Below are 21,096 nucleotides of genomic sequence, written 5' to 3'. Positions count from 1 at the left end.
GCTTTTCATTCCCGGAAATCCACGGTCCAAAGCTCGCGTGTGGAGTTTTTTTTTGGCATTATGAGGCCCCTACACCATAATGCTGGGGATTGCGGGCAGCACAGGCCGTAAAATTCAGCGCACACGCATCACTTTCGTTTGGCAATCCCTACAGCGGGACTTAAACTCAAATCGGTTTATTTATGGATGGTTCTACTGTGAGTATTTCTGCCAGGGACGGCGACATCGCAATCGTTGGCATGGCCGCGCATTTGCCCGGTTCGTCTTCGATTGAAGCATATTGGTCCAACCTGTGCGAGGGGGTGGAATCTATCCACCAGCTCAGCAGGGAACAGCTCATTGCGAACGGTGAGACTCCACATTTGCTTGAGCGGCCTGACTATGTGCCGTTTGCCGCGCCGCTGGATCGGTTCGAGGAATTTGACGCCGAGTTTTTCGGTCTTTCCCCAAAAGAAGCCGCCATCATGGACCCGCAACACCGCCAGTTTCTGGAGGTGGCTTGGGAAGCGCTGGAAAACGCTGGCCATCCGCCTGAAAACTTTCCCGGACCTATCGGCGTGTTCGCAGGCTGCGGCATGGGCAGCTATTTTTATTTCAATGTCTGCTCGAACCGGGATCTGGTCGACGATGTGGGCATGTTCTTGTTGCGCCATACCGGCAATGACAAGGATTTCCTGTCGACCCGGCTGAGCCATATCCTCGACCTCAAGGGGCCGAGCGTGAATGTGCAGACAGCATGTTCGACCTCGCTGGTCGCAACGCATTATGCAACGCAAGCTTTGTTGACCGGTGAGTGCGATATGGCGATTGCTGGGGGGGTTACGATCGAACTCCCTCATAACAGAGGTTATGTTTATAAAGAGGGTGAGGTTCTCTCACCCGACGGCCATTGCCATGCCTTCGATCATCGCGCGCAAGGCACTGTTTTTGGCTCGGGCGCTGGCGCTGTCATTTTGCGGCGTCTGTCTGATGCGATTGAGGATGGCGACCATATCTGGGGCGTGATCCGCGGCACGGCGATCAACAATGATGGTGCGGCCAAAGCCGGGTACTTGGCGCCATCTGTGGATGGTCAGGCCGCCGCGATTTCCGAGGCCCATGTGATGGCCGATGTTCAAGCCGACACGGTGGATTACATCGAATGCCACGGCACCGGCACCTATCTGGGTGATCCAATCGAAGTGGCCGCGCTGACACAGGCTTTTTCGGAGACCACACAGGAAACGGGCTTCTGCCGGCTGGGCTCGGTCAAGACCAATATCGGCCATCTGGATACCGCCGCCGGGGTGGCCAGCTTGATCAAGACCTCGCTGGCGCTGCATCACAAACAGATCCCGCCCAGCCTGGGCTACGAGAAACCCAACCCGGCGATCGATTTTGAGAACAGCCCGTTCCGGGTGAATGACACTCTGACCGATTGGGTCTCGTACAAAGGTCCGCGCCGAGCCGGGGTGAATTCTCTGGGCGTCGGCGGCACGAATGCTCATGCCATTCTGGAGGAAGCGCCCGAGCAGGCCGCATCCGAGCCGTCAGATTGGCCGTTTCAAATCCTCACGGTCTCGGCGCGGGGCAAGAAAGCGCTGGATGCCAACAGTGCGGCACTGGCCGAACATCTGCGAGCCAATCCCGATCAGGATTTGGCCGATATCGCATGGACCCTAAAAAACGGACGGCGCGGGTTCGAAAAGCGGCGCGTTATCGTCGCTGAAACCCATGAAGAAGCCGCCACGATCCTTGAGGAAAGCGATCCACGTAGGGTGTTCACCCATACGGTGATTTCGGACGCACCAGAGCATGTCTTCATGTTCCCCGGCGGAGGCGCTCAGTACGCCGGTATGGCGCGCGACCTCTATGAGACCGAGCCGGTCTTTGCCGATTGGATGGATCGGGGTCTGGATATCCTGCAGGCCAAGCTGGACTATGATATCCGCGCGATCTGGCTGCCTGAGCCGGGCCAAGAAGAGGCTGCGGATGAGCGGTTGAAGACGCCCTCGGTGCAGCTGCCGCTGATCATGATCACCGAATATGCGCTGGCGCAGCTTTGGATGGAATGGGGTGTTCAGCCCACTGCGCTGGTCGGCCATTCCATGGGCGAAAACACTGCCGCTTGCGTGGCCGGCGTGATGTCGTTTGAGGATTGCATCGGTCTGGTGCATCTGCGCGGGCAACTGTTTGATACGGTTCCCGCCGGTGGCATGCTGAGTGTCCCCCTGCCCGCCGATGATCTGCGGCCACTTCTGGGCGATGACCTTGATCTGGGCGCCGTAAACGCCCCCAGCCTGAGCGTTGCAACCGGACCTCAGGCGGCGCTGGACGATCTGGAGGACCGCCTGCGCAACCAGGGCGTAGACTGTCAGCGTATCCCGATCGATATCGCCGCACATTCGCGAATGCTGGAGCCGATCCTGCAGGAATTCGGCGACTACCTGCGCTCGATCGAGTTGAAGGCCCCGCAGATCCCGTTCCCCTCGAACCGCAGTGGCAAGTGGATCACCGGGGCCGAGGCCACGGACCCCGAATACTGGGTCGGCCATCTGCGCAACACCGTTCATTTTGCTGATTGCATCACTACGCTGTCCGAGAACCCAGAGCGTATCTTCATTGAGGTCGGCCCGGGCAAGGCGCTGGCCTCACTGACCGGGCAGCATGACAAGGTCGACGCCAATCAGGTGATCAGCAGCCTACGTCACCCGAATGATGACGTGGCTGACGATGCTTATTTCATGGCCATGCTGGGCCGTATCTGGGCTTTGGGCGGCGCGTTCGACTGGGAACAAATCTGGGGCGAGGCGAGGCGCAACCGGGTACCTCTGCCCACCTATGCCTTCCAGCGCTCACCTTACTTCATCGAACCCGGCACGACACAGATCGAGACAGCCAGCCAATGGCTGATGCGCACCGAAGACCCTGCCGATTGGGGTTATCGCGTGGCATGGACACCGAAATATGCGGCCTGCGATGTTGATGTCACCGGCGATCTGTCGGACGCGGCACAGGAAAGCTGGCTGATCTTTGCGGATGAGGCTGGGCTGTGCAGCAAGCTAACCGAACGTCTGAAGCAAGCCGGGCACAAGGTGGTCACGGTCACGCCCGGCGATGCCTTTGCGCGCATCAGCGAGGATCATTACCAACTGGCCCCCGAACGCGGGCGCGAAAGTTATGACGCGCTGATCCGTGATCTCGTCGCGCAGGAACACCTCCCAACCCGAATTGTGCATGGCTGGCTGCTGACACAGGCCGAGACCTTCCGCCCCGGCGGTAGTTTCTTCCATCGCAATCTGGAACAGGGCTTTTACAGCTTGTTCTTCCTGGCGCAGGCCATTGGGGACGAAGATCTGCCGATGCCCCTGCACCTTCATGTCCTCAGCTCGGGCGCGCTGCAGGTGAGGGATGAAGCCCTGCCCTATCCCGAGAAAGCCACGGTCACCGGCCCGACCCGCGTGATCCCGCGCGAATTCCCCGGCCTGACCTGTGCGCTGCTGGATATCGATCTGCCGCAGAACGCTGGCAAGCGCCGGACCCCTGCCCTGCCCGACGGCCTAACCGATCAGGTGCTAGAAGACCTGCTGGCTCCGCCCGCTTCGTTTACAGCGGCGATCCGCGTGGGCAAGCGTTTTGAACAAGGTTATCGCCCGCAGGCTCTGACAGAACCGTCTCTGGACGATCTGCCGTTGCGCGATGGCGGCACTTATCTGATCACCGGCGGTTTTGGCGGCATTGGCCTGACTTTGGCCGAGGCGCTGATTACGAAGGTGAATGCCAATATCGTCCTGCTCGCGCGTGGAGACCTACCGCCACGGGATCAGTGGGAAACCGTGCTCAACAACTCGGCCCCGCAGAACAAGACGGCCCGCCGTATCCGCGCCATCGAAAAGCTGGAAACGACCGGGGGCAAAGTGCTGCCGATGTCGGTAGATGTCAGCAACGTTGAAGAGATGCGCCGCTGCGTCGAAAGCGCCACGCAGGAATTCGGCCAGATTAACGGTGTGATCCATGCGGCTGGCCTGATCGACGATGCGCCGATCATGACCAAGACCATGATGGAGATCGAGGATGTCTTTACGCCCAAGATCCATGGCACGCAGGTCATCGACCAGATTTTCCCCGATGGATCACTAGACTGGCTGGTTCTGTTCTCGTCCAGTTCGACCGCAACGGCACCGGTGGGTCAGGTCGATTATGTGGCCGCCAATGACTACCTGAACGCCTATGCGCGCGCGCGTTCGGGCGACAAAACGCAGGTTGTGTCGGTCAACTGGGGCATCTGGGCCGATGTGGGCATGGCTGCGGATGCGATGGAGGCTCGGACCGGCACTGCCGAGCCTGCGCCGGTCACGTCGGCAGATGTGCCAATGCTGGATCGGGCAACATTCGATGACACCGGAAACCGCCTGCTCAGCGCAACCTACAACGCCCATGACCGCTGGTTCCTGAACGATCACCGGACCAAGGCCGGGCATGCTCTGGTGCCCGGCACCGGCTATCTGGAGCTGGCGTCTGAGGCACTGCGCGTGCAAGGCGAAACCGGTCCGTTTGAAATTCGCGACCTATATTTCCTGCGCCCCCTTGCGGTGTCTGACAGCGAAGATCAGCAGGTCCGCCTGCGCCTGCCACGCAGTGATGTGGGCTATGATCTGACGGTCGAGAGCGGCTCAGATGACGCGTTCGAACTGAACGCACAAGCGAGCTTGTCTCTGCTGCCGCTGATCGCGTCCGCACCGCTGGATGTGGCGGCCATCGCTGCCCGTTGTGGCCCGGCCCATCAGGCCGAGGGCGCGGGCCGCCTGCGATCCCCGCAGGAGGCACATCTGAATTTCGGCCCGCGCTGGCGAGTGCTGACCTCAACCGCGCTGGGGCAAGATGAAGGTCTGGCCCATCTGGCTCTGCCCGAGGGCTTGCAAACGGATATCGAGGCAGGCTACCACCTGCATCCGGCCCTGATGGATCTGGCCACGGGCTGGGCGATGGAACTGATCGCGGGATATCAGGCCTCGCACCTTTGGGTGCCAGTCTCGTATCGCTCGGTCCGCGTTTATGCACCGCTGCCCGCGCAGATCGTCAGTTGGGTCCGCAACGCGGGCGATAACCGCGCCGAAGGCGAGGCCGCCAGTTTCGACGTCACCATCGCCGCCCCGGACGGCACAATCTGTATCGAGGTCGAGGGCTTCTCGATCCGTCGGATGGAAGATGCGGTGGATTTCGCCTTTACCGAAAGCGCCCCGACGATCACCTCTGAGGTCGACGCCCCCGCCCCCCTGTCCCCGGCCGAGGAACGGCTGCGTCACAACCTGTCTCAGGGTATTCCGGCGACAGAAGGAGCGGACCTGTTCTTCAAGGCACTGGCCAGCGGGCAATCGCAGATCATCCTGTCCTCGCTGGATCTGGTCGGCTTGATCGCGCAGGCCGCCGACAGCGGCGCATCCACCGAAAGCTCGGATCAGAAATTCCAACGTCCCGAGTTGGACTCGGATTACGTCGCCCCGGAAAATGACATCGAACACCGCCTCGCCGGGTTCTGGCAGGAACTACTGGGCGTTGACGAGATCGGTGTCGAGGACAGTTTTTTCGATCTTGGTGGGCATTCCCTGATCGCGGTGCGCCTGTTCGCTCAAATCCGAAAAGCCTATAACGTGGACTTCCCGATCTCGGTCCTGTTCGAGGCCCCAACCATCCGGAAATGCGCCGAACTGATCGCTGCCCGCGGCGTGCCGAAAGAGGGCGACGAAGGGGACGCACCAGCAGCGGCCCCGGCCACACCGGAACGTCGCTTCACCCATCTGGTGCCAATGCATTCCGGCGAGGGTGGGCCAAAGAATCCGTTCTTCCTGGTGGCCGGCATGTTCGGAAATGTGCTGAACCTGCGCCATCTGGCGCATCTGGTGGGCACCGACCGTCCCTTCTACGGCCTACAGGCGCGCGGTCTTTATGGTGATGAGGAACCGCACCGCGATCTGCGCGAGGCCGCCAAGGACTATATCGCAGAGATGCGACAGGTACAGCCCTCGGGGCCGTACATGCTGGGCGGTTTCTCGGGTGGCGGTATCACGGCTTATGAGATCGCTCGTCAGCTCACTGAGGCCGGGGAAGAGATCGCGGCACTAGTCATGCTGGATACACCCCTACCGGTACGGCACCCACTTAGCAAAGCGGATCGTTTCAAGATTCAGCTGCAGGAGATGCGGAACAAGGGCGCAAGCTACCCCATTCAATGGGCCAAGAACCGGATCGCCTGGGAAATCCAAAAACGCCAATCTAAGGAAGAAACAGCTGAGACCGGCCAGCAATTCCACGACACCGAGATTGAGGCCGCATTTTTGGAAAGCGTCAACAGCTATCCCTTGCACCCATGGGATGGCCCCCTGACCCTGTTCCGGCCGCCTTTGGTCGGGAAATGGGAACTGGGGCCTGGGAAGCTGGTTCACCAAGAACGCTACTATCTATCTCATGACAACGACTGGACACCCTGGGCCCCAAGTATCGAGGTGTTCGAGGTGCCCGGAGACCATGACTCGATGGTGCTGGAACCGAACGTGCGGGTGCTGGCAGCACAGATGAAAACCTGCCTTGAAAACGCAGAACGCCGAATATTGCACTTCAGACGCACTCTGCAAGAGGCAGCGGAATAGCCATGTCTGATCCAGTACTCCTTACCATTATTCTTAACTACAAAACCGCGGACATGACGTTGCGCTCGGTAGAGGCCGCTCGGAAGGCCATGGAAGGGATCGCAGGAGAAATCATCGTTGTAGACAACGACTCACAGGATGGATCGTTCGAGGCCATCTCGAAACGCGTTCAAGAACAAAGTTGGGATCAGGACAGTCGCGTTCGGACCATCCAGTCTGGGCACAATGGTGGCTTCGGTGCTGGCAATAATGTAGGTATTCGCGCGGGCCTTTCCGATGGGACGCGACCGGACTACGTCTACATCCTGAATTCCGACGCCTTCCCTGCTACGGACGCCGTCCGCATATTGATGGAGCATCTGGAAACCACGCCGGAAGCTGGTTTTGCAGGCAGCTATATCTTCGGCGATGACGACGAGCCGCACCTGACAAGCTTCCGCTTTCCTTCTGTCGCAAGCGAATTTGAAAGCAGTATCAACTTTGGCCCTGTCACTCGGTTGTTCAAGAACCGGATCGTGCCCATTCCCATCCCGACCGAGACCCGGCCCGTTGACTGGTTGGCTGGGGCCAGCCTGATGATGCGGCAGGACGTGTTGGATGAGATCGGCCTCTTTGATGAAACGTTTTTCCTGTATTTCGAGGAAACCGATCTCTGCCTACGGGCTGCGCGCGCCGGGTATCGCACCGATTACGTGCGTACCAGCGCTGTGATGCACATCGGTTCGGTGACCACGGGTATGAAAAGCTGGAACCGGGTGCCAACCTATTGGTTTGACTCCCGTCTTCATTACTTCGTCAAAAACCATGGCGCAATTTATGCCGCATGCGCCACCTGTGTGCATTTGACAGGTGGCTTTCTGCACTGGCTACGATGCTTAATAACACGCAGGCAAAGCGGTGTGCCGCCCCATTTTTTGCGTACTCTTGCTTGGCATGACTTGTCCGCATTCATGCGCGCGCCTTGGCGCAAACGCAGTTCGGACCAACAAACCAGGCCTGTTATTGGAGAATAAAGATGCCTTTCAGCACTTTTCTTGTTGGCCATGAATCCCTTGTCATTCAGTGCGGGGAATTACTGCTAGAGGCGGGGCACGAAATTCAGGGTCTGGCTACACGCAATCCGGATGTGGAGGCCTGGGCCAAGTCTCACGACCTACCTCTATTTGCACCCGGTCCCGATATGTCGGATCGGCTGGAAGGCGTATCGTTTGATTGGCTGCTCAGCATCGCAAATCTCGAATTGCTACCACAATCGCTGCTGGACAACGCGCACAAAGGGGCCGTCAATTTCCACGATGGCCCCCTCCCGCGCTATGCAGGGTTAAACGCGCCGGTATGGGCCATTCTCAACGGGGAAACACAACACGGGATCACCTGGCACATGATCTCCGGCGGTGTGGACGAAGGCGGAATCGTTGCTCAAAACCTATTTGACATCAGTGACAACGAAACTGCCCTGACCCTGAACACCAAATGCTACGGCGCAGCCATCGATAGCTTTAGCGATGTCATCGGGGCGCTTGAAACGGATCAGCCCACGACCCCGCAAGACCTGTCGCAGCGCAGCTATTTTGCAAAAAACGACCGCCCCGAGGCAGCCGCTCGGCTGGATTTTACAAAACCGGCGCATGAAGTGGCCGCTTTGGTGCGCGCCTTGGATCACGGTGACTATTGGAACCCCTTGTGCCGCCCCAAGATTCAGCGGGATGACCAACTTTGGCTGGTCGGCGCGGCCAAGGTGAGTGATCAGCCATCCGATGCCGAGCCGGGCACCATTCTGTCGAGCAACGCCGATAGTTTGACCGTTGCAACGAGTGACGGCGCTATTGAGATCAGCGATCTGCGAAATGGTATGGGCGCGTCTGTGGCGACTGATGGCGTTTTGAACGGCGGCAGCGCTTTGCCCCCGTTGACCGGAGAACAGGCGACAGCGATCAGTCAGTCAATTGCTGACACGCTGAAATCGGAACCACAATGGCGCACACGTCTTGAAGCGCTGCAAGAGAGTGACATTCCGCTGATAAATTCGGCTATGCCATCTGGCGCGCCTCGTTCACAAACACTGCACGTGCCAGATGGGCTTGCTGATGCGACGGCCAAGGCTGCGTTTGCCGCCTTGATGGCGCGCCTTGGGGACGCATTCACCCTTGATCTGGCCTTCCGCCTGAACAACGTGTCGTCCCCGTATCTCAACGACTGGGTTCCGGTCCGCTTTTCTGCGGATCAGACATTCTCAGCGGCGCATAAGGAGTTTGAACAAACCATTGCACAGGCCCAGGCGATTGGTCCGTTCGCCTATGATCTGCCGGCGCGTCTGCCAGGTGCGGCGGCCTTGCAAACGCCTGTGATTGGTTTGTCTGATGACGTTTCGGAAGGTCTTGTTACAGGCACCAGCCTGACGCTGGCCACTTTTGGTCGAGAGGCGACGCTTTTTGCCGACAGCGGACATGTCTCTGAAGCTTCACTCCGCTTGTTTGCTGCTCGGGTCGAGAGCCTGTTTGTGTCGCTGACAGATCAAGCCAACGCGGATCTACCGATCGCTGAACTTCCCATTCTCCCCGATACGGAACGCGCACAAGTCCTGCAGGACTGGAACAAGACATCCGTCGCCTATGATGAGGTCAGCTGCGTTCACCAGCAGTTCGAAGCCCAGGTCGCACGCACGCCAGATGCCCCGGCGCTGGTCTTTGAGAACCTTAGCTTCTCCTACGCCGAACTGAACGCTCTCGCCAATCAGGTTGCGCATGTGTTGCATGAGATGGGTGTGGGCCCCGATACGCTGGTTGGTCTGCATGTCAAACGATCTCCGCTGTTGCTGATCGGGGCTCTGGGGATCCTGAAGGCGGGCGGAGCTTATGTGCCTATGGATCCGGCCTATCCTGCGGACCGGACGGCGCTGTATCTTGAGGATAGCGGCGCGAAGGTGGTGCTGACGGAATCCGCGCTGGCCGCAAGCCTGCCTGATCACGGCGCGCAAGCCTTGCTGCTTGACACGGACCCACGGCTGGGAACAGCTGCGACAGACAATGTCGACAGCGGCGTGCGTTCGGAGAACCTCGCCTACATGATCTACACCTCCGGCTCGACCGGACGCCCCAAGGGGGTCATGGTTGAACATCGCAACGTGTCGAACTTCTTCACCGGCATGGATGATCGCATCAGTCATGATCCGGCCGGGGTCTGGCTAGCGGTTACCAGCCTGTCCTTCGACATCTCTGTGCTAGAGCTGTTCTGGACGCTGGCGCGCGGCTTCAAGATTGTCCTCAGCGACGACGAAAACCGCGCGTTGGTCGCAGGGGATGCGAGTGCCGGAAAATCCATCACCGGCAAAGGGATGGAGTTCAGCCTGTTCTACTGGGGCAACGACGATGGTGTCGGGCGCGACAAGTACAAACTGCTGCTTGAGGGCGCGAAGTTCGGAGATCAGAACGGCTTCTGCGCCGTCTGGACACCCGAGCGTCATTTCCATGCCTTCGGTGGCCCCTACCCCAATCCGTCCGTTACGGGCGCAGCAGTTGCCGCCGTGACCGAGAATATCGGTGTCCGCGCGGGCAGCTGCGTCGCGCCGCTGCACCATACCGCGCGCATTGCTGAAGAATGGGCGGTGATCGACAACCTGACCAACGGGCGCGCAGGGCTTGCTATCGCCTCTGGCTGGCAGCCCGATGATTTTGTCCTGCGGCCCGAGAACACGCCGCCGGAAAACAAACCCGCGATGTTAGAGGCGATCAGCACTCTGCGTCAGCTCTGGGCTGGCGAGACAGTGGAATTCCCCACCAAGTCCGGGGATATGCACGGCGTGGTTACGCAGCCGCGCCCGGTCTCCAAGAAACTGCCCGTCTGGGTGACCACTGCTGGCAACCCGGACACGTGGCGCGAGGCCGGGGCCATCGGGGCAAATGTCCTGACCCACCTTCTGGGCCAGAGCGTCAATGAAGTCGCCGACAAGATCGGCATTTACCACGCAGCCCTACGCGAAGCGGGCCATGACCCCAATGATCACACAGTCACCCTGATGCTGCACACCTATGTTGGGCAGGACCGTGAAGAAGTGCGCGAGGTCGCGCGCGAGCCGATGAAGGACTACTTGCGCTCGGCGGCCGGGCTGATCAAGCAATATGCCTGGGCCTTCCCGGCCTTCAAGAAACCCAAAGGTGTCTCGAACCCGTTCCAACTTGATCTTGGCAGTCTGTCTGATGAGGAACTCGAAGGCATCCTCGATTTCGCCTTCCTGCGCTATTTCGAGGATTCCGGCCTGTTCGGCACCGTCGAGGATTGCCTGACCCGCGTCGAAGAACTGAAACGCATCGGCGTCGATGAGATCGCTTGCCTGATCGACTACGGTATTTCGGTTGATCAGGTGATGGAGGGTCTGAAGCCTCTGGCCGAGGTTCTGCGCTTCTCCAATCAGGATACAGAACTGGCCGAGGACGACTATTCCATTGCCGCCCAGATCATTCGCCACAATGTCAGCCATCTGCAATGTACCCCCAGCATGGCCCAGATGATCCTGATGAGCGACGAGGCGCGGTTCGCCTTGTCCAAGGTCAAACACGTGATGATCGGCGGTGAGGCCCTGCCCGGTTCGCTGGTCAAACAGATCAACAAGCTGTCGCCTGCGCATATCGAAAACATGTACGGGCCGACGGAAACAACGATCTGGTCAACGACCGAAACCGCCGTGTCTGCCGAAGGCGTGATCAATGTCGGCACACCCATCGCCAACACGCAGGTCTACGTACTGGACGAACACAGAAACCCCGTTCCCATCAGCGTGGCCGGAGAGCTCTATATCGGCGGCGCTGGCGTCACCCGCGGTTACTGGCAACGCGAAGACCTAACTGCCGAGCGGTTCGTGCCTGACCCGTTCTCAGATAGGCCGGGCGCACGGCTCTATCGCACCGGAGATTTGGTACGCTGGCAGACGGATGGCAAGCTCGATTTCCTGGGCCGGGCCGATCACCAGATCAAACTGCGCGGTTACCGGATCGAGTTGGGCGAGATCGAAAGCCTGATCGACGCGCAAGCCGGCGTGCGCCAATCCGTTGTCATCGCGCGCGAGGACACGCCCGGACTGGTTCAACTGGCGGCGTATATGACCGTCGACCAGCCGGTGGATGATAAAGCACTGCGTCAAGCCCTGTCCGGACAACTGCCGGACTACATGGTACCGACACATTTCGTGACTCTGGAGAGCTTCCCGCTGACACCGAACCGCAAGGTCGACCGCAAGGCCCTGCCTGCCCCGTCAGTGCAGAAGCCCCGCGTTGCGCCTCCGGTCACAGCCAAATCCGAGGCTACCGTCAGCGACTCGGGCAGCACAGGCGGGTCGGCGTCACAAAAGATTGCGGCGATTTGGTCCCGTATTCTGGGAGTTGCCGAGATCAGCGGGCGGGACAATTTCTTTGAATTGGGCGGTCACTCACTTCTGGCCGTGCAAGCCCATCGCGACATACGCAAGGAATTAAATGTCCCTGGCCTGAGCATCACAGACATATTCCGGTTTCCAACCCTCGCAGCTTTAGCCGAAACAGTGGACAAGAAAACTGGCGGAACCAAACCAGAAGCAGAACCTGCACCGCATGCCTCGGAAAAAGCCAGTACCCGCAGCGACGCCATGGCGCGGCGGCGCGAGATGCGGGCGCGCAGACGCTCGGCGTGACCCTCAACTAAGATCGCTATATGGCGCAGAAAAGCATAGGGTCGCGACCGTGATAGCGACACATAGCATCAGAGATGAATCGTGCTGAAACGCTTTGTTCCCGGGAGTGTGCTGGTGGCAGTGGCGGCCATCGCTGGTTTGCTGCGGCTGAGGGGCACGCAGCCAATCGACGACGCAACGTTCAAAGGCTTTTATGATCAGTCAGGACCGGCACCTGAAATACCGCAAATAGTGTTCCATCTGGGGCACAGTCTGGTCGGGCCGGACATGCCCGAGATGTTGAAACAACTGGCGGGTGACGCGCACGATTACAGCAGTCAAATTGGCTGGGGAACCCCGCTTAGGGCGCATTGGGACCCGAACGAGACTATCAATGGTTTCGAACTTCACAATATCCCGCACGAGTTCAAAGGCGCAAAAGAGGCATTGTCATCCGGCAGATACAATACGCTGGTTCTGACCGAGATGGTCGAAATTCGCGCGGCCATCAAGTATTTCGAAAGCGCAAAGTACCTGCACAAGTGGATTCAGCTTGGGCGGCGCGCAAACCCCGAGATGCGGATCTTTTTGTATGAGACCTGGCATCAGCTGGACGATCCGGAAGGCTGGCTAAACCGGATCGACACGGACCTGGATCGCTATTGGGAACAAGGCATTCTGCGTCGTGCCCTGTCTTTCGAAGACACTCCCAGCCCGGTCTACATCATCCCGGCTGGGCAGGTCATGGCCCGTTTTGTCCGCGAGATAGAACGCCGTGGTGGCGTTGGACCGATTGCAGGCAGAGGCGATCTGTTCACTGATGAAATCCACTTGAATGACTATGGCACCTATCTCGTAGCTCTGACCCACTACGCGGTACTGTACCAGACCTCTCCCCTGGGACTACGCCATACGTTGACTAAGTCGGATGGCAGTTTCGCAGCGGACCCGGGACCCGAGTCTGCGCTGCTGATGCAGGAAACAGTTTGGGATGTCGTGAAAAACTACCGCCCTTCAGGGCTGGGTCTGTCCTGAGTCCATTTGTTGCGCAACATTCGCGCCACAAAAGCTCGATTGCGCTTCGTAATCGTGAGGACAAAGATATCGGCGCCATGATATGACTGGCTGAACCCTGTAAACCCCACGGCCGGATCGATGCCTAACACGTTCGCTTATTTGATGCTTGCTCTCTGGCCGATTGTCATGGTCGTGCTGTTTAAAAAGCTGCCGCCTGCGCGGGCGTTTTGTATCTCGATTTTGGCGGCTCACACGATTTTGCCAACGGCGACATATTTCGACCTACCACTTGTCCCAACGCTGGACAAAAAAACCGTTCCAAGCATTTTCGCGCTATTGCTTTGCCTGACGATGTTCAACCAAAAAATTAGGTTTTTTCCGGGCTCGCCTATCGTTTCGGTCTTAATGATTGGCTACATCTTAAGTCCCTTTGTAACTTTTGCGAGCAATCTGGAACCAATCTTCGCGGGCACCTTGTACTTCCCCGGATTGACGGTCCGAGATGCAATCTCAGAATCCCTTAAACACGTGATAACCCTGATCCCGTTTGTCTTGGGATTCAATTTATTATCGACGCCGGATAACAAACGAGAGTTCCTTGCACTCTATATGATGACGGGCCTGATCTATTCGATTCCGATTTTAGTCGAAATCCGAATGAGTCCACAGTTCAACAACTGGTTCTACGGCTTTTTCCCACAGCTTTTCGCGCAACAAGTCAGGTTTGGCGGGTTCAGGCCCGTTGTGTTTATTGGTCACGGTTTGGGCGTCGCCTTTCTGATACTTATGTCAATGCTGGCTACGGCTGCTCTTTTGCGCGGATCATCCCGCAAGGATAGTGGCAATAAGTTCGCAATTCTGGCCTATCTGTCTCTTATCCTAGTACTGTGCAAAACCGTAGGAGCGGTTTTGTTCGCTGTTCTATTTGCTCCGATCGTCCTGTTCGCGCGACCCAAGGTGCAGCGATGGGTCATGATGGTATGCGCGGTATTCGTGCTGACATACCCAGTCCTGCGCGCCGCAGATGCAATACCGGTGGAACGTTTGCTCAGCTATGCGAGCATGATCCAAGCCGAGCGGGCGCAATCCTTGGGCTTCAGGTTTGAGAACGAAGAACAACTGCTAGAACGCGCCTTGGAAAAACCTCTGACAGGCTGGGGTTATTGGAACCGGAACCGGAACTATGACCCCGAAACCGGGCGAATTCTGACAGTTCCTGATGGCTACTGGATCCTCATCATCGGTGTTCTAGGGTGGTTCGGTTACATCTGTATTTTCGGGCTATTGACCTTTCCCCTGCTTAGGTTATGGGCGCAACGAAAGGAGTGCACTGGTTCAGCGGATGAGTTTGTGACGCATGGCGTCGCAATCATGCTGAGCATCAACTTGCTAGAACTGATCCCCAACGCCACTAACAACAACCTCACCTGGCTTATGGCCGGACTTTTAATGGCAAAAATTACCGAAACCGTTCAGGAAAAAAATACCCAACCCACGGAGACCCGCCCAGAATTGGCCACCGGTCAACACCCTAAACATGTGCGCAAGCCCCGTGGTGAGCAAAAAAACAGCACAGCCGAATATCCTGAGTTTCATCGCAGGAAAAGACATCCACGAACTTCGCAGAGTTAACGATTCAGCACCTTTGCCGGAACACCAGCAACTGTTGAACCTGACGCGACATCCCGGGTCACAACACTGTTCGCCCCCACCGTTACATCATCGCCGATTTTAAGTGGACCGATGATTTTCGCGCCTGCCCCCAGATCCACATGTCCGCCAAGCTCAACGGTTGAAACAAGCGTAACTTGATGAAAAATCATACAGTTTGGCCCAATGCGGGCAGTTGGGTGGATAATAATACCGGTCGGGTGCGGCAAGCGCAGCCCACCTTCGATATGGGTGTTCAGGTGGATTTCGGACTGTGTGATCACCGACCAAAATCTGTGAACCACTGTCCAATATTTGCTGAAAAGCGAGCCAAGAATCCCGCCACGCGCTTTGGCGGCCTGATACCGCCGTATCGCGCGCAACAGTTTATAGCCTGGGTCCCAGAACTGTCGAACCTCTTCACGCGACCAGTCCGGCACCGTGGCCGAGACGACTTGCGGCTGATCCGTTGTCTCTACCTGGAGGTTGCCTTGCATGAGCCTAACCTTTTGAACTGATGCGCAACTGTCCGGTGAAACGAGGCGCGCATGTCGCTGTTCAGAAGCCTAGTCGCGCAAGACGCGGATAGACCCGGCGGTACACTACTGGCGGCAACCAGTTTTCCAATATTTCCTGCCGGCGCGATTGACGATCGAACTGATCCTCGGTTCCCGGGCGGGGTTTGAAGATCGTCGAGTGTGCCTTGCGGCTAGGATCCCAGGTCGCCGTGTAATAATAAAGTGCGATCGACTGACGGGGTTCACCTTTGGGATGGTTCACTTTTTCAGGATTGCCGTGGAATGTGTTGGACCCGGTTGAAAAGCAGCACATGCGGTTGAACGTGGGCACGAAGCTCTTGATCTTCGTGCTCATATCATTGCTCCAGATCTCGAAGGAACCACCCCATTCTTCGCGCCAGTCATCGTTGAGATAGATCAACACGTTCAGCCGACGTTCGACTGACATTTGCTTGTGCAGATTGAAATCTGCGTGAATATCCAGATGGCCCCCGTTGCTAACGCGGTGGATACCTGCGCCAATGTAATATGGATCTGGGATCAGACCCTTGATCCCGGTCATTCCCTCGAGAAACTGGATGAAGGGGCGCGAGTTGAAGGCATGAAACAACTCACGCGAATAGGTCGGTAAACGTTCGGGATTGTACTGGGTTTTCAGGTTCTCCTGCGCGCGCTGAAATGTGTCACTGTCTTCGTTTTCCTCAAGCGACATCAAATCCTTCTGAACTTTGCGCAAAACCTCTTCAGGCAGAAAATTGTCGATGCAAATATGATTATAGGGCTGACCGCTTTGATATTCTTCTGCAAAGGGCGCAGCAGCCGCGCGGGCACTTTCAGTGCTGATACTCAAACGTTCGGGATCAATTTGATAGATCGCCATCTTCTTTTCCTATTTTAACAATAACGAAACTCTAATTACCGGCCAGCCGCTGCTGTTACAGAGCAAGGTAGGGATCGAAGTCTTCTACCAGAAATATGAGGGGAAGCCCCCCTATTCCGCAATGTGACATATCCATCCGATGCTGACAAATACATGATTTGGATCAATGACCCAGTATCCGACCAAAAGTTTCGCATTGCGCGACAATTGAATGCACCACTCTAGACCGCTGAAATCCCTGATTCCGTGCTAAGGAACATGGAGATAGCTAACCATCTTGGACCCAATTGCGATCTGTTACCTAATTTACAGTGGTGCAACCCTATTTCTGCCAATATTACTGGGTTAATCGTTTGTGAGTTCTTGTCCGTCGACTAAGAGTTATTCCTGTTTATGCCCAGTTTGTTCATTGTTGGTACTGGTTACGTCGCGGATTTGTATCTGCGCTCACTCAGGCTCTACCCAGAAATCGAAATCGCAGGATGTTTTGACCGTGACCCCAGTCGTCTAGCAGCATTTTGTGCGCATTGGTCTTTGCCGGCGATGGACAGCCTGTCTGCTTTGATGGAGCAAGGCGAACAGGGTGATGTGTTGCTGAACCTGACCAACCCGTCCTCGCATTACGAGGTTTCATCCGCAGCGCTGAAGGCCGGTTTTCACGTCTATTCTGAAAAACCACTGGCGATGCAAATGGAGCAGGCGCATGCACTGACCGAATTGGCAGAAATCCTAAATTTGCGCCTGGCATCGGCACCCTGCAGTTTTTTGGGGGAAGCTCCGCAAACAATCTGGGCCGGGCTGCGCGCTGATTTGCTTGGACCCGTCCGCTTGATTTATGCCGAGATGGATGACGATTTCATTTCGCAGGCTCCCTACGGGAAGTGGATGTCCGAAAGTGGAGCTCCCTGGCCCGCGAAGGACGAATTTGAGACCGGATGCACGTTGGAACATGCCGGTTACTACCTTGCCTGGCTGCTACCGATGTTCGGGCCTGTCAGAACCGTTGTGGCGGCCTCGGCCGGGTTGGCTGATGTTTCGGATGTCACGACAAATGCGGCACCGGACTTTTCCGTGGGAACGTTGTTTTTCGAGAGTGGAGTGGTCGCGCGACTGACATGCTCGATCTTGGCCGTGCACAACCACGAACTCAGGATCATAGGCGACAAGGGCGTGATCGAGATGGACGAATGCTGGAACAACTCCGCCCCTGTCCGCTTAAGGAAACGGTTCAATTTGCGTCGGCGGCTAGTAAATGCGCCGGTGGCGCGGCGGCTCAAGCTCAAGGGCCCAACTCATGCCAAATTGGGTCGCAAGGGAGCCGCAACGATGAATTTCGCCTTGGGTGTTGTTGAACTGTTTGATGCCATCCTCGAAAATCGCCCCTGCCGGCTTTCCTCCGATCTATCGCTGCATATGAATGAGGTTACTCTGGCCCTACAAAACGCGGGAGAGTACGCCGGGTCGGTCACAATGAAAACCCGCTTCGATCCAGTGGCCCCGATGCCCTGGGCCGAAAGTCTGGCAAGCTAAACTATGTACGATATCTCGGTCATTATTCCTGCCAATAACGAGGAGGCCTACATCAGTAACTGTCTTGAGGCCGTTTTGGCACAAGTGACTGAACAGGCAGCTGAAGTGATCGTATCGGCAAACGCCTGCTCCGACGCAACGGCCGAAATCGCCATCAGCTATAGCCAACGTTTCGCTGACCGGGGCTGGCATCTAACTGTACTGGACTCGGAAATCGGTGGAAAGCCGGGGGCGCTGAATAGAGCAGATGAAGTCGCGACCGGGGACATCAAGGTCTATCTTGATGCTGATGTCGTCATGTCTCCGCAGCTTCTGGACGAATTGGCGAAAGTGCTCAATCGTCCCGATCCCGCCTATTCCAGCGGAGCGCTGACCGTGACACGAGCCAAAAGCTGGATAACCCGCGCTTATGGGCGTATTTGGACCCGCCTTCCGTTCATGACAAAAGGCGTGCCAGGGGCCGGTCTGTTTGCAGTCAACGCTGCGGGCCGCAAGCGTTGGGACCAGTTTCCTCAGATAATCTCCGACGACACCTTTGTGCGATTGCAGTTCACACCGAAAGAACGCTTGCCAGCTGAGGCGCCTTATTACTGGCCCCTGGTTGAAGGATTTACCGCGCTGGTGCGTGTGCGAAGGCGACAGGATGCGGGTGTGTCCGAACTTGCTAGGCTTTATCCCGGCATTTTGGACCGTGAGGGCAAGGACCGGTTGACAACGGGCTATCTGACGCGTCTCGCCCTGACGGACCCGGTCGGCTTCGGGGTCTATGTTGCAGTCAGCCTTGCGGTGCGCCGTCGGAACAGTGGCGAATGGAGCCGGGGCCGATGAAACCAAAACAAGCCCTTTCGCAAGCTTGGGATGTAATCATCATCGGCGCTGGCATGGGCGGCGGGCTGGCAGGGCGTCGCCTGACCGAGCGCGGCCTGTCGGTTCTGTTTCTGGAAAAGGGCGTGGCCGGCTATCGCAATGAACGCCAATCCTATTCTGATGGTGGCGATCCACTGGCCCGGCGGCTGCGCGGTTACTGGCCCAAACCGGTAGAGGCGCATGACGGTTCGAAAGTCTCACACTATTTCGCTCCGCTGGGTAGTGGAGTTGGTGGGTCTTCTGTCTTTTACGCTGCGGCGCTCGAGCGACCGGAACCACACGATCTGGACGCAATGCCCGGCTTGGACCACCCCACCGGTGGATGGCCTGTCGGGTTCCAGACCTTTCTACCTTATTTCGATCAGGCGGAAGACATCCTTTATGTGCGCGGTGGCGTTGATCCCTTGTCGTCTGTCCCGTCGGTCAAACTGCATCCAGCACCCGAATTCACCACCGAAGAACAGGCGATGATCGAAGATTTTCGCGAGCGTGGGATGCACCCCTATTATTCGCACATTGCCCGGAAGGCCCTTGAGGGGTGCACCAATTGTCTTGCGGGTAAATGCCCGCGCGCCTGCAAGATGGACGGCCGTTCGGCCGGAGTCGAACCCGCTCTTGCCAGCGGCCACGCGGCCTTGATCACGGAATGCGATGTCGAGGAGTTTTGTGAAGATCAACCCGGTCAGATCACCAGCGTACGCGTTCGTCATGAAGGTGAAAGCTATATGCTGAGGGCTCGCACTTATGTTCTGGCCGCCGGTTCCTTTGGCTCGCCCACGCTCTTGTTGCGCTCGACCGGACGCGATGCGGCGGGATGCGCCAATTCAAGTGATTGGGTCGGACGCGGCCTGATGTTTCACATCGATAACTTCTTTGCGGTCTGGCCCCGGCGCGGCGCAAAACCCATCGGCAACAGCCGGGCTGTGTCCACCCGAGATTTTTATGTAGTGAATGGCGAGCGTAACGGTCTGGTTCAATCTATGGGCTATGAAGCAAATTACGGCACTATCCTGCGGTTTTTGCTGATGCAATATGAACGCTCCCGCTTTGCCAAATACAAGAAATTGCGCCGTCTTTTGAACTTCCCCGCCTTGCTGGCGGAAAAACTGTTCGGAAATGCGGATGTCTTTGTTGCCCAGATGGAGGACTTTCCGGTTCGCGAAAATCGCGTGATACTGAACGCCAAAGACCCCGAGGTTTTCACTTTCGAATACAAGGTCGCGCGGGATGTGTTTACGCGACAGGTCGGTCTACGCCGCGCCCTCCGTCGGGCGGTTGGCTGGTGGCGGATGATGTTTCTGTCGATCAAGCCCATCGTCAATGTTGGTCATCCGCTTGGCACGTTACGCTTTGGAAATGATCCGGCAACATCGGTGCTAGACCCCGATTGCAAGGCCCATGACCTGCAAAACCTGTATGTAGCGGACGGGTCGTTCATGCCGACTTCCATGGGGGTGAATCCCAGCCTGACAATCGCCGCGAATGCCTTGCGGGTGGCGGACATCATCGCGGACCGGGCCGAGCAGGCAAAACACAAAACGGAGGCTACATGACAGATACAAGCGACCGAATTCGCGAAGGAATTGCCGTTGTCACTGGCGCAGGCGCGGGGCTGGGCCGCGAGCTGAGCCGAAGGCTTGTTGCCGAAGGCGTCCGCGTTGCTGGGATCGGGCGCAACCCTGACCCCCTGTCCGATCTTGCGGCCGAATTGGGCGAAGCGTTCATGCCGGTCACCGCAGATGTCGCGGACCCAGAAGCCGTTGCGTATGCGTTCAAGGACATTGAGGCCGCTGCGGGGATTCCCACAATCCTGATCAACAACGCCGCCGTTTATCCTCGCCGGGACCTTCTGGACGAAACACCAGAAAGCTTTATGCAATCGGTGAACATTAATCTCGGCGGTGTATTCTACTGCTGCCATGCAGTCCTGCCTGGGATGGTCGACCGCGGATACGGGCGTATCGTCAACCTCAGCACCTTTGCACATATCGCACCTGCCCCAACAGCGGCGGCTTATTCTGTGACCAAAGGGGCAGCACAGACTTTGACCAAGTCTCTCGTGGCCGATCTTTCGGATCGCTTCCCCGATATCGTCATAAACGACTGGATTCCCGGAGCACTTAAAACGCGAATGGGCATTCCCGACGGGATCGAACCGGCAGACGCGGCCAAATGGGGTGTTAGACTCGCCCTGTGGCACGATCCCATGCTCACCGGACGACTGTTTGACCGGGATATCGAATTCCTCGAACCGATTTCATTGAAACGAAAAATTTTGAACAAGGTCACAGGCAAAAAGCGCGTCCCCTTGCGCTTGTCATGACCTCTAGTTGAACGGCTGCATTCGCGGACCGTTGGAAAGGGATT

Annotated in this window: 11 protein-coding genes; 9 read left to right on the top strand and 2 right to left on the bottom strand. The window is 57.4% G+C overall.

Translation table 11 applies throughout. The features are described from left to right. Positions 1-182: 182 nt before the first annotated feature. The 5 genes from ACR3FB_RS21260 to ACR3FB_RS21240 all read left to right on the top strand — a co-directional run bounded on the left by ACR3FB_RS21260 (position 183) and on the right by ACR3FB_RS21240 (position 14,916). On the top strand, positions 183-6,626 hold the full coding sequence (locus ACR3FB_RS21260) for a type I polyketide synthase (RefSeq protein WP_480565189.1): 6,444 nt from the start codon (positions 183-185) through the stop codon (positions 6,624-6,626). A gap of 2 nt (positions 6,627-6,628) precedes the next feature. Beyond that, positions 6,629-7,639 (top strand): glycosyltransferase family 2 protein, encoded by a 1,011-nt coding sequence (locus ACR3FB_RS21255; RefSeq protein ID WP_480565186.1) that lies wholly within the window; start codon positions 6,629-6,631, stop codon positions 7,637-7,639. A gap of 2 nt (positions 7,640-7,641) precedes the next feature. Beyond that, positions 7,642-12,288 carry a MupA/Atu3671 family FMN-dependent luciferase-like monooxygenase gene (locus ACR3FB_RS21250; protein WP_480565184.1) on the top strand — a complete coding sequence of 1,549 codons (4,647 nt, stop codon included), beginning with the start codon at positions 7,642-7,644 and terminating at the stop codon, positions 12,286-12,288. Positions 12,289-12,369: 81 nt separating this feature from the next. Continuing rightward, the gene (locus ACR3FB_RS21245) at positions 12,370-13,302 is read left to right on the top strand and encodes a hypothetical protein (protein WP_425084691.1); all 933 of its coding nucleotides are present in this window, start codon (positions 12,370-12,372) and stop codon (positions 13,300-13,302) included. A gap of 120 nt (positions 13,303-13,422) precedes the next feature. Then, the gene (locus ACR3FB_RS21240) at positions 13,423-14,916 is read left to right on the top strand and encodes an O-antigen ligase family protein (RefSeq protein WP_425084692.1); all 1,494 of its coding nucleotides are present in this window, start codon (positions 13,423-13,425) and stop codon (positions 14,914-14,916) included. On the opposite strand, the gene ACR3FB_RS21235 is transcribed toward ACR3FB_RS21240, so the two are convergent. Then, the gene (locus ACR3FB_RS21235) at positions 14,913-15,431 is read right to left on the bottom strand and encodes a serine O-acetyltransferase (RefSeq protein WP_480565179.1); all 519 of its coding nucleotides are present in this window, start codon (positions 15,429-15,431) and stop codon (positions 14,913-14,915) included. The two genes, ACR3FB_RS21240 and ACR3FB_RS21235, sit on opposite strands and share 4 nt — an antisense overlap. 61 nt (positions 15,432-15,492) lie before the next feature. Then, complete coding sequence (locus tag ACR3FB_RS21230; RefSeq protein ID WP_170380734.1) at positions 15,493-16,332, bottom strand: 2OG-Fe(II) oxygenase; 840 nt, start codon at positions 16,330-16,332, stop codon at positions 15,493-15,495. 393 nt (positions 16,333-16,725) lie between these two features. On the opposite strand from ACR3FB_RS21230, the gene ACR3FB_RS21225 reads away from it, so the two are divergent. Genes ACR3FB_RS21225 through ACR3FB_RS21210 form a run of 4 tightly spaced genes read left to right on the top strand, consistent with a single transcriptional unit; the run spans position 16,726 to position 21,052 of the window. After that, positions 16,726-17,862, top strand: a complete 1,137-nt coding sequence (locus ACR3FB_RS21225; protein WP_480565176.1) for a Gfo/Idh/MocA family protein — start codon at positions 16,726-16,728, stop codon at positions 17,860-17,862. Between the two features lie 3 nt (positions 17,863-17,865). Continuing rightward, on the top strand, positions 17,866-18,690 hold the full coding sequence (locus tag ACR3FB_RS21220) for a glycosyltransferase family 2 protein (protein ID WP_480565173.1): 825 nt from the start codon (positions 17,866-17,868) through the stop codon (positions 18,688-18,690). Further along, positions 18,687-20,282, top strand: a complete 1,596-nt coding sequence (locus tag ACR3FB_RS21215) for a GMC oxidoreductase (RefSeq protein ID WP_480565170.1) — start codon at positions 18,687-18,689, stop codon at positions 20,280-20,282. The genes ACR3FB_RS21220 and ACR3FB_RS21215 overlap by 4 nt, the downstream gene beginning before the upstream one ends. After that, positions 20,279-21,052, top strand: coding sequence for an SDR family oxidoreductase (locus ACR3FB_RS21210; protein ID WP_480565167.1), 774 nt, complete (start codon positions 20,279-20,281; stop codon positions 21,050-21,052). The genes ACR3FB_RS21215 and ACR3FB_RS21210 overlap by 4 nt, the downstream gene beginning before the upstream one ends. The last annotated feature ends 44 nt before the right edge of the window (positions 21,053-21,096 follow it).

This window comes from Ruegeria sp. AO1, from assembly GCF_056535985.1.
Note: the sequence above shows the minus strand (reverse complement) of the source record. Positions and strands in the feature narration are given on the sequence as shown.

Excerpts from the sequence above, each read along its gene's own strand:
- ACR3FB_RS21220 (WP_480565173.1), top strand. The coding sequence starts at position 17,866 with ATGTACGATATCTCGGTCATTATTCCTGCCAATAACGAGGAGGCCTAC.
- ACR3FB_RS21260 (WP_480565189.1), top strand. The coding sequence starts at position 183 with ATGGATGGTTCTACTGTGAGTATTTCTGCCAGGGACGGCGACATCGCA.
- ACR3FB_RS21240 (WP_425084692.1), top strand. The coding sequence starts at position 13,423 with ATGCCTAACACGTTCGCTTATTTGATGCTTGCTCTCTGGCCGATTGTC.
- ACR3FB_RS21210 (WP_480565167.1), top strand. The coding sequence starts at position 20,279 with ATGACAGATACAAGCGACCGAATTCGCGAAGGAATTGCCGTTGTCACT.
- ACR3FB_RS21225 (WP_480565176.1), top strand. The coding sequence starts at position 16,726 with ATGCCCAGTTTGTTCATTGTTGGTACTGGTTACGTCGCGGATTTGTAT.
- ACR3FB_RS21230 (WP_170380734.1), bottom strand. The coding sequence starts at position 16,332 with ATGGCGATCTATCAAATTGATCCCGAACGTTTGAGTATCAGCACTGAA.
- ACR3FB_RS21255 (WP_480565186.1), top strand. The coding sequence starts at position 6,629 with ATGTCTGATCCAGTACTCCTTACCATTATTCTTAACTACAAAACCGCG.
- ACR3FB_RS21235 (WP_480565179.1), bottom strand. The coding sequence starts at position 15,431 with ATGCAAGGCAACCTCCAGGTAGAGACAACGGATCAGCCGCAAGTCGTC.
- ACR3FB_RS21250 (WP_480565184.1), top strand. The coding sequence starts at position 7,642 with ATGCCTTTCAGCACTTTTCTTGTTGGCCATGAATCCCTTGTCATTCAG.
- ACR3FB_RS21215 (WP_480565170.1), top strand. The coding sequence starts at position 18,687 with ATGAAACCAAAACAAGCCCTTTCGCAAGCTTGGGATGTAATCATCATC.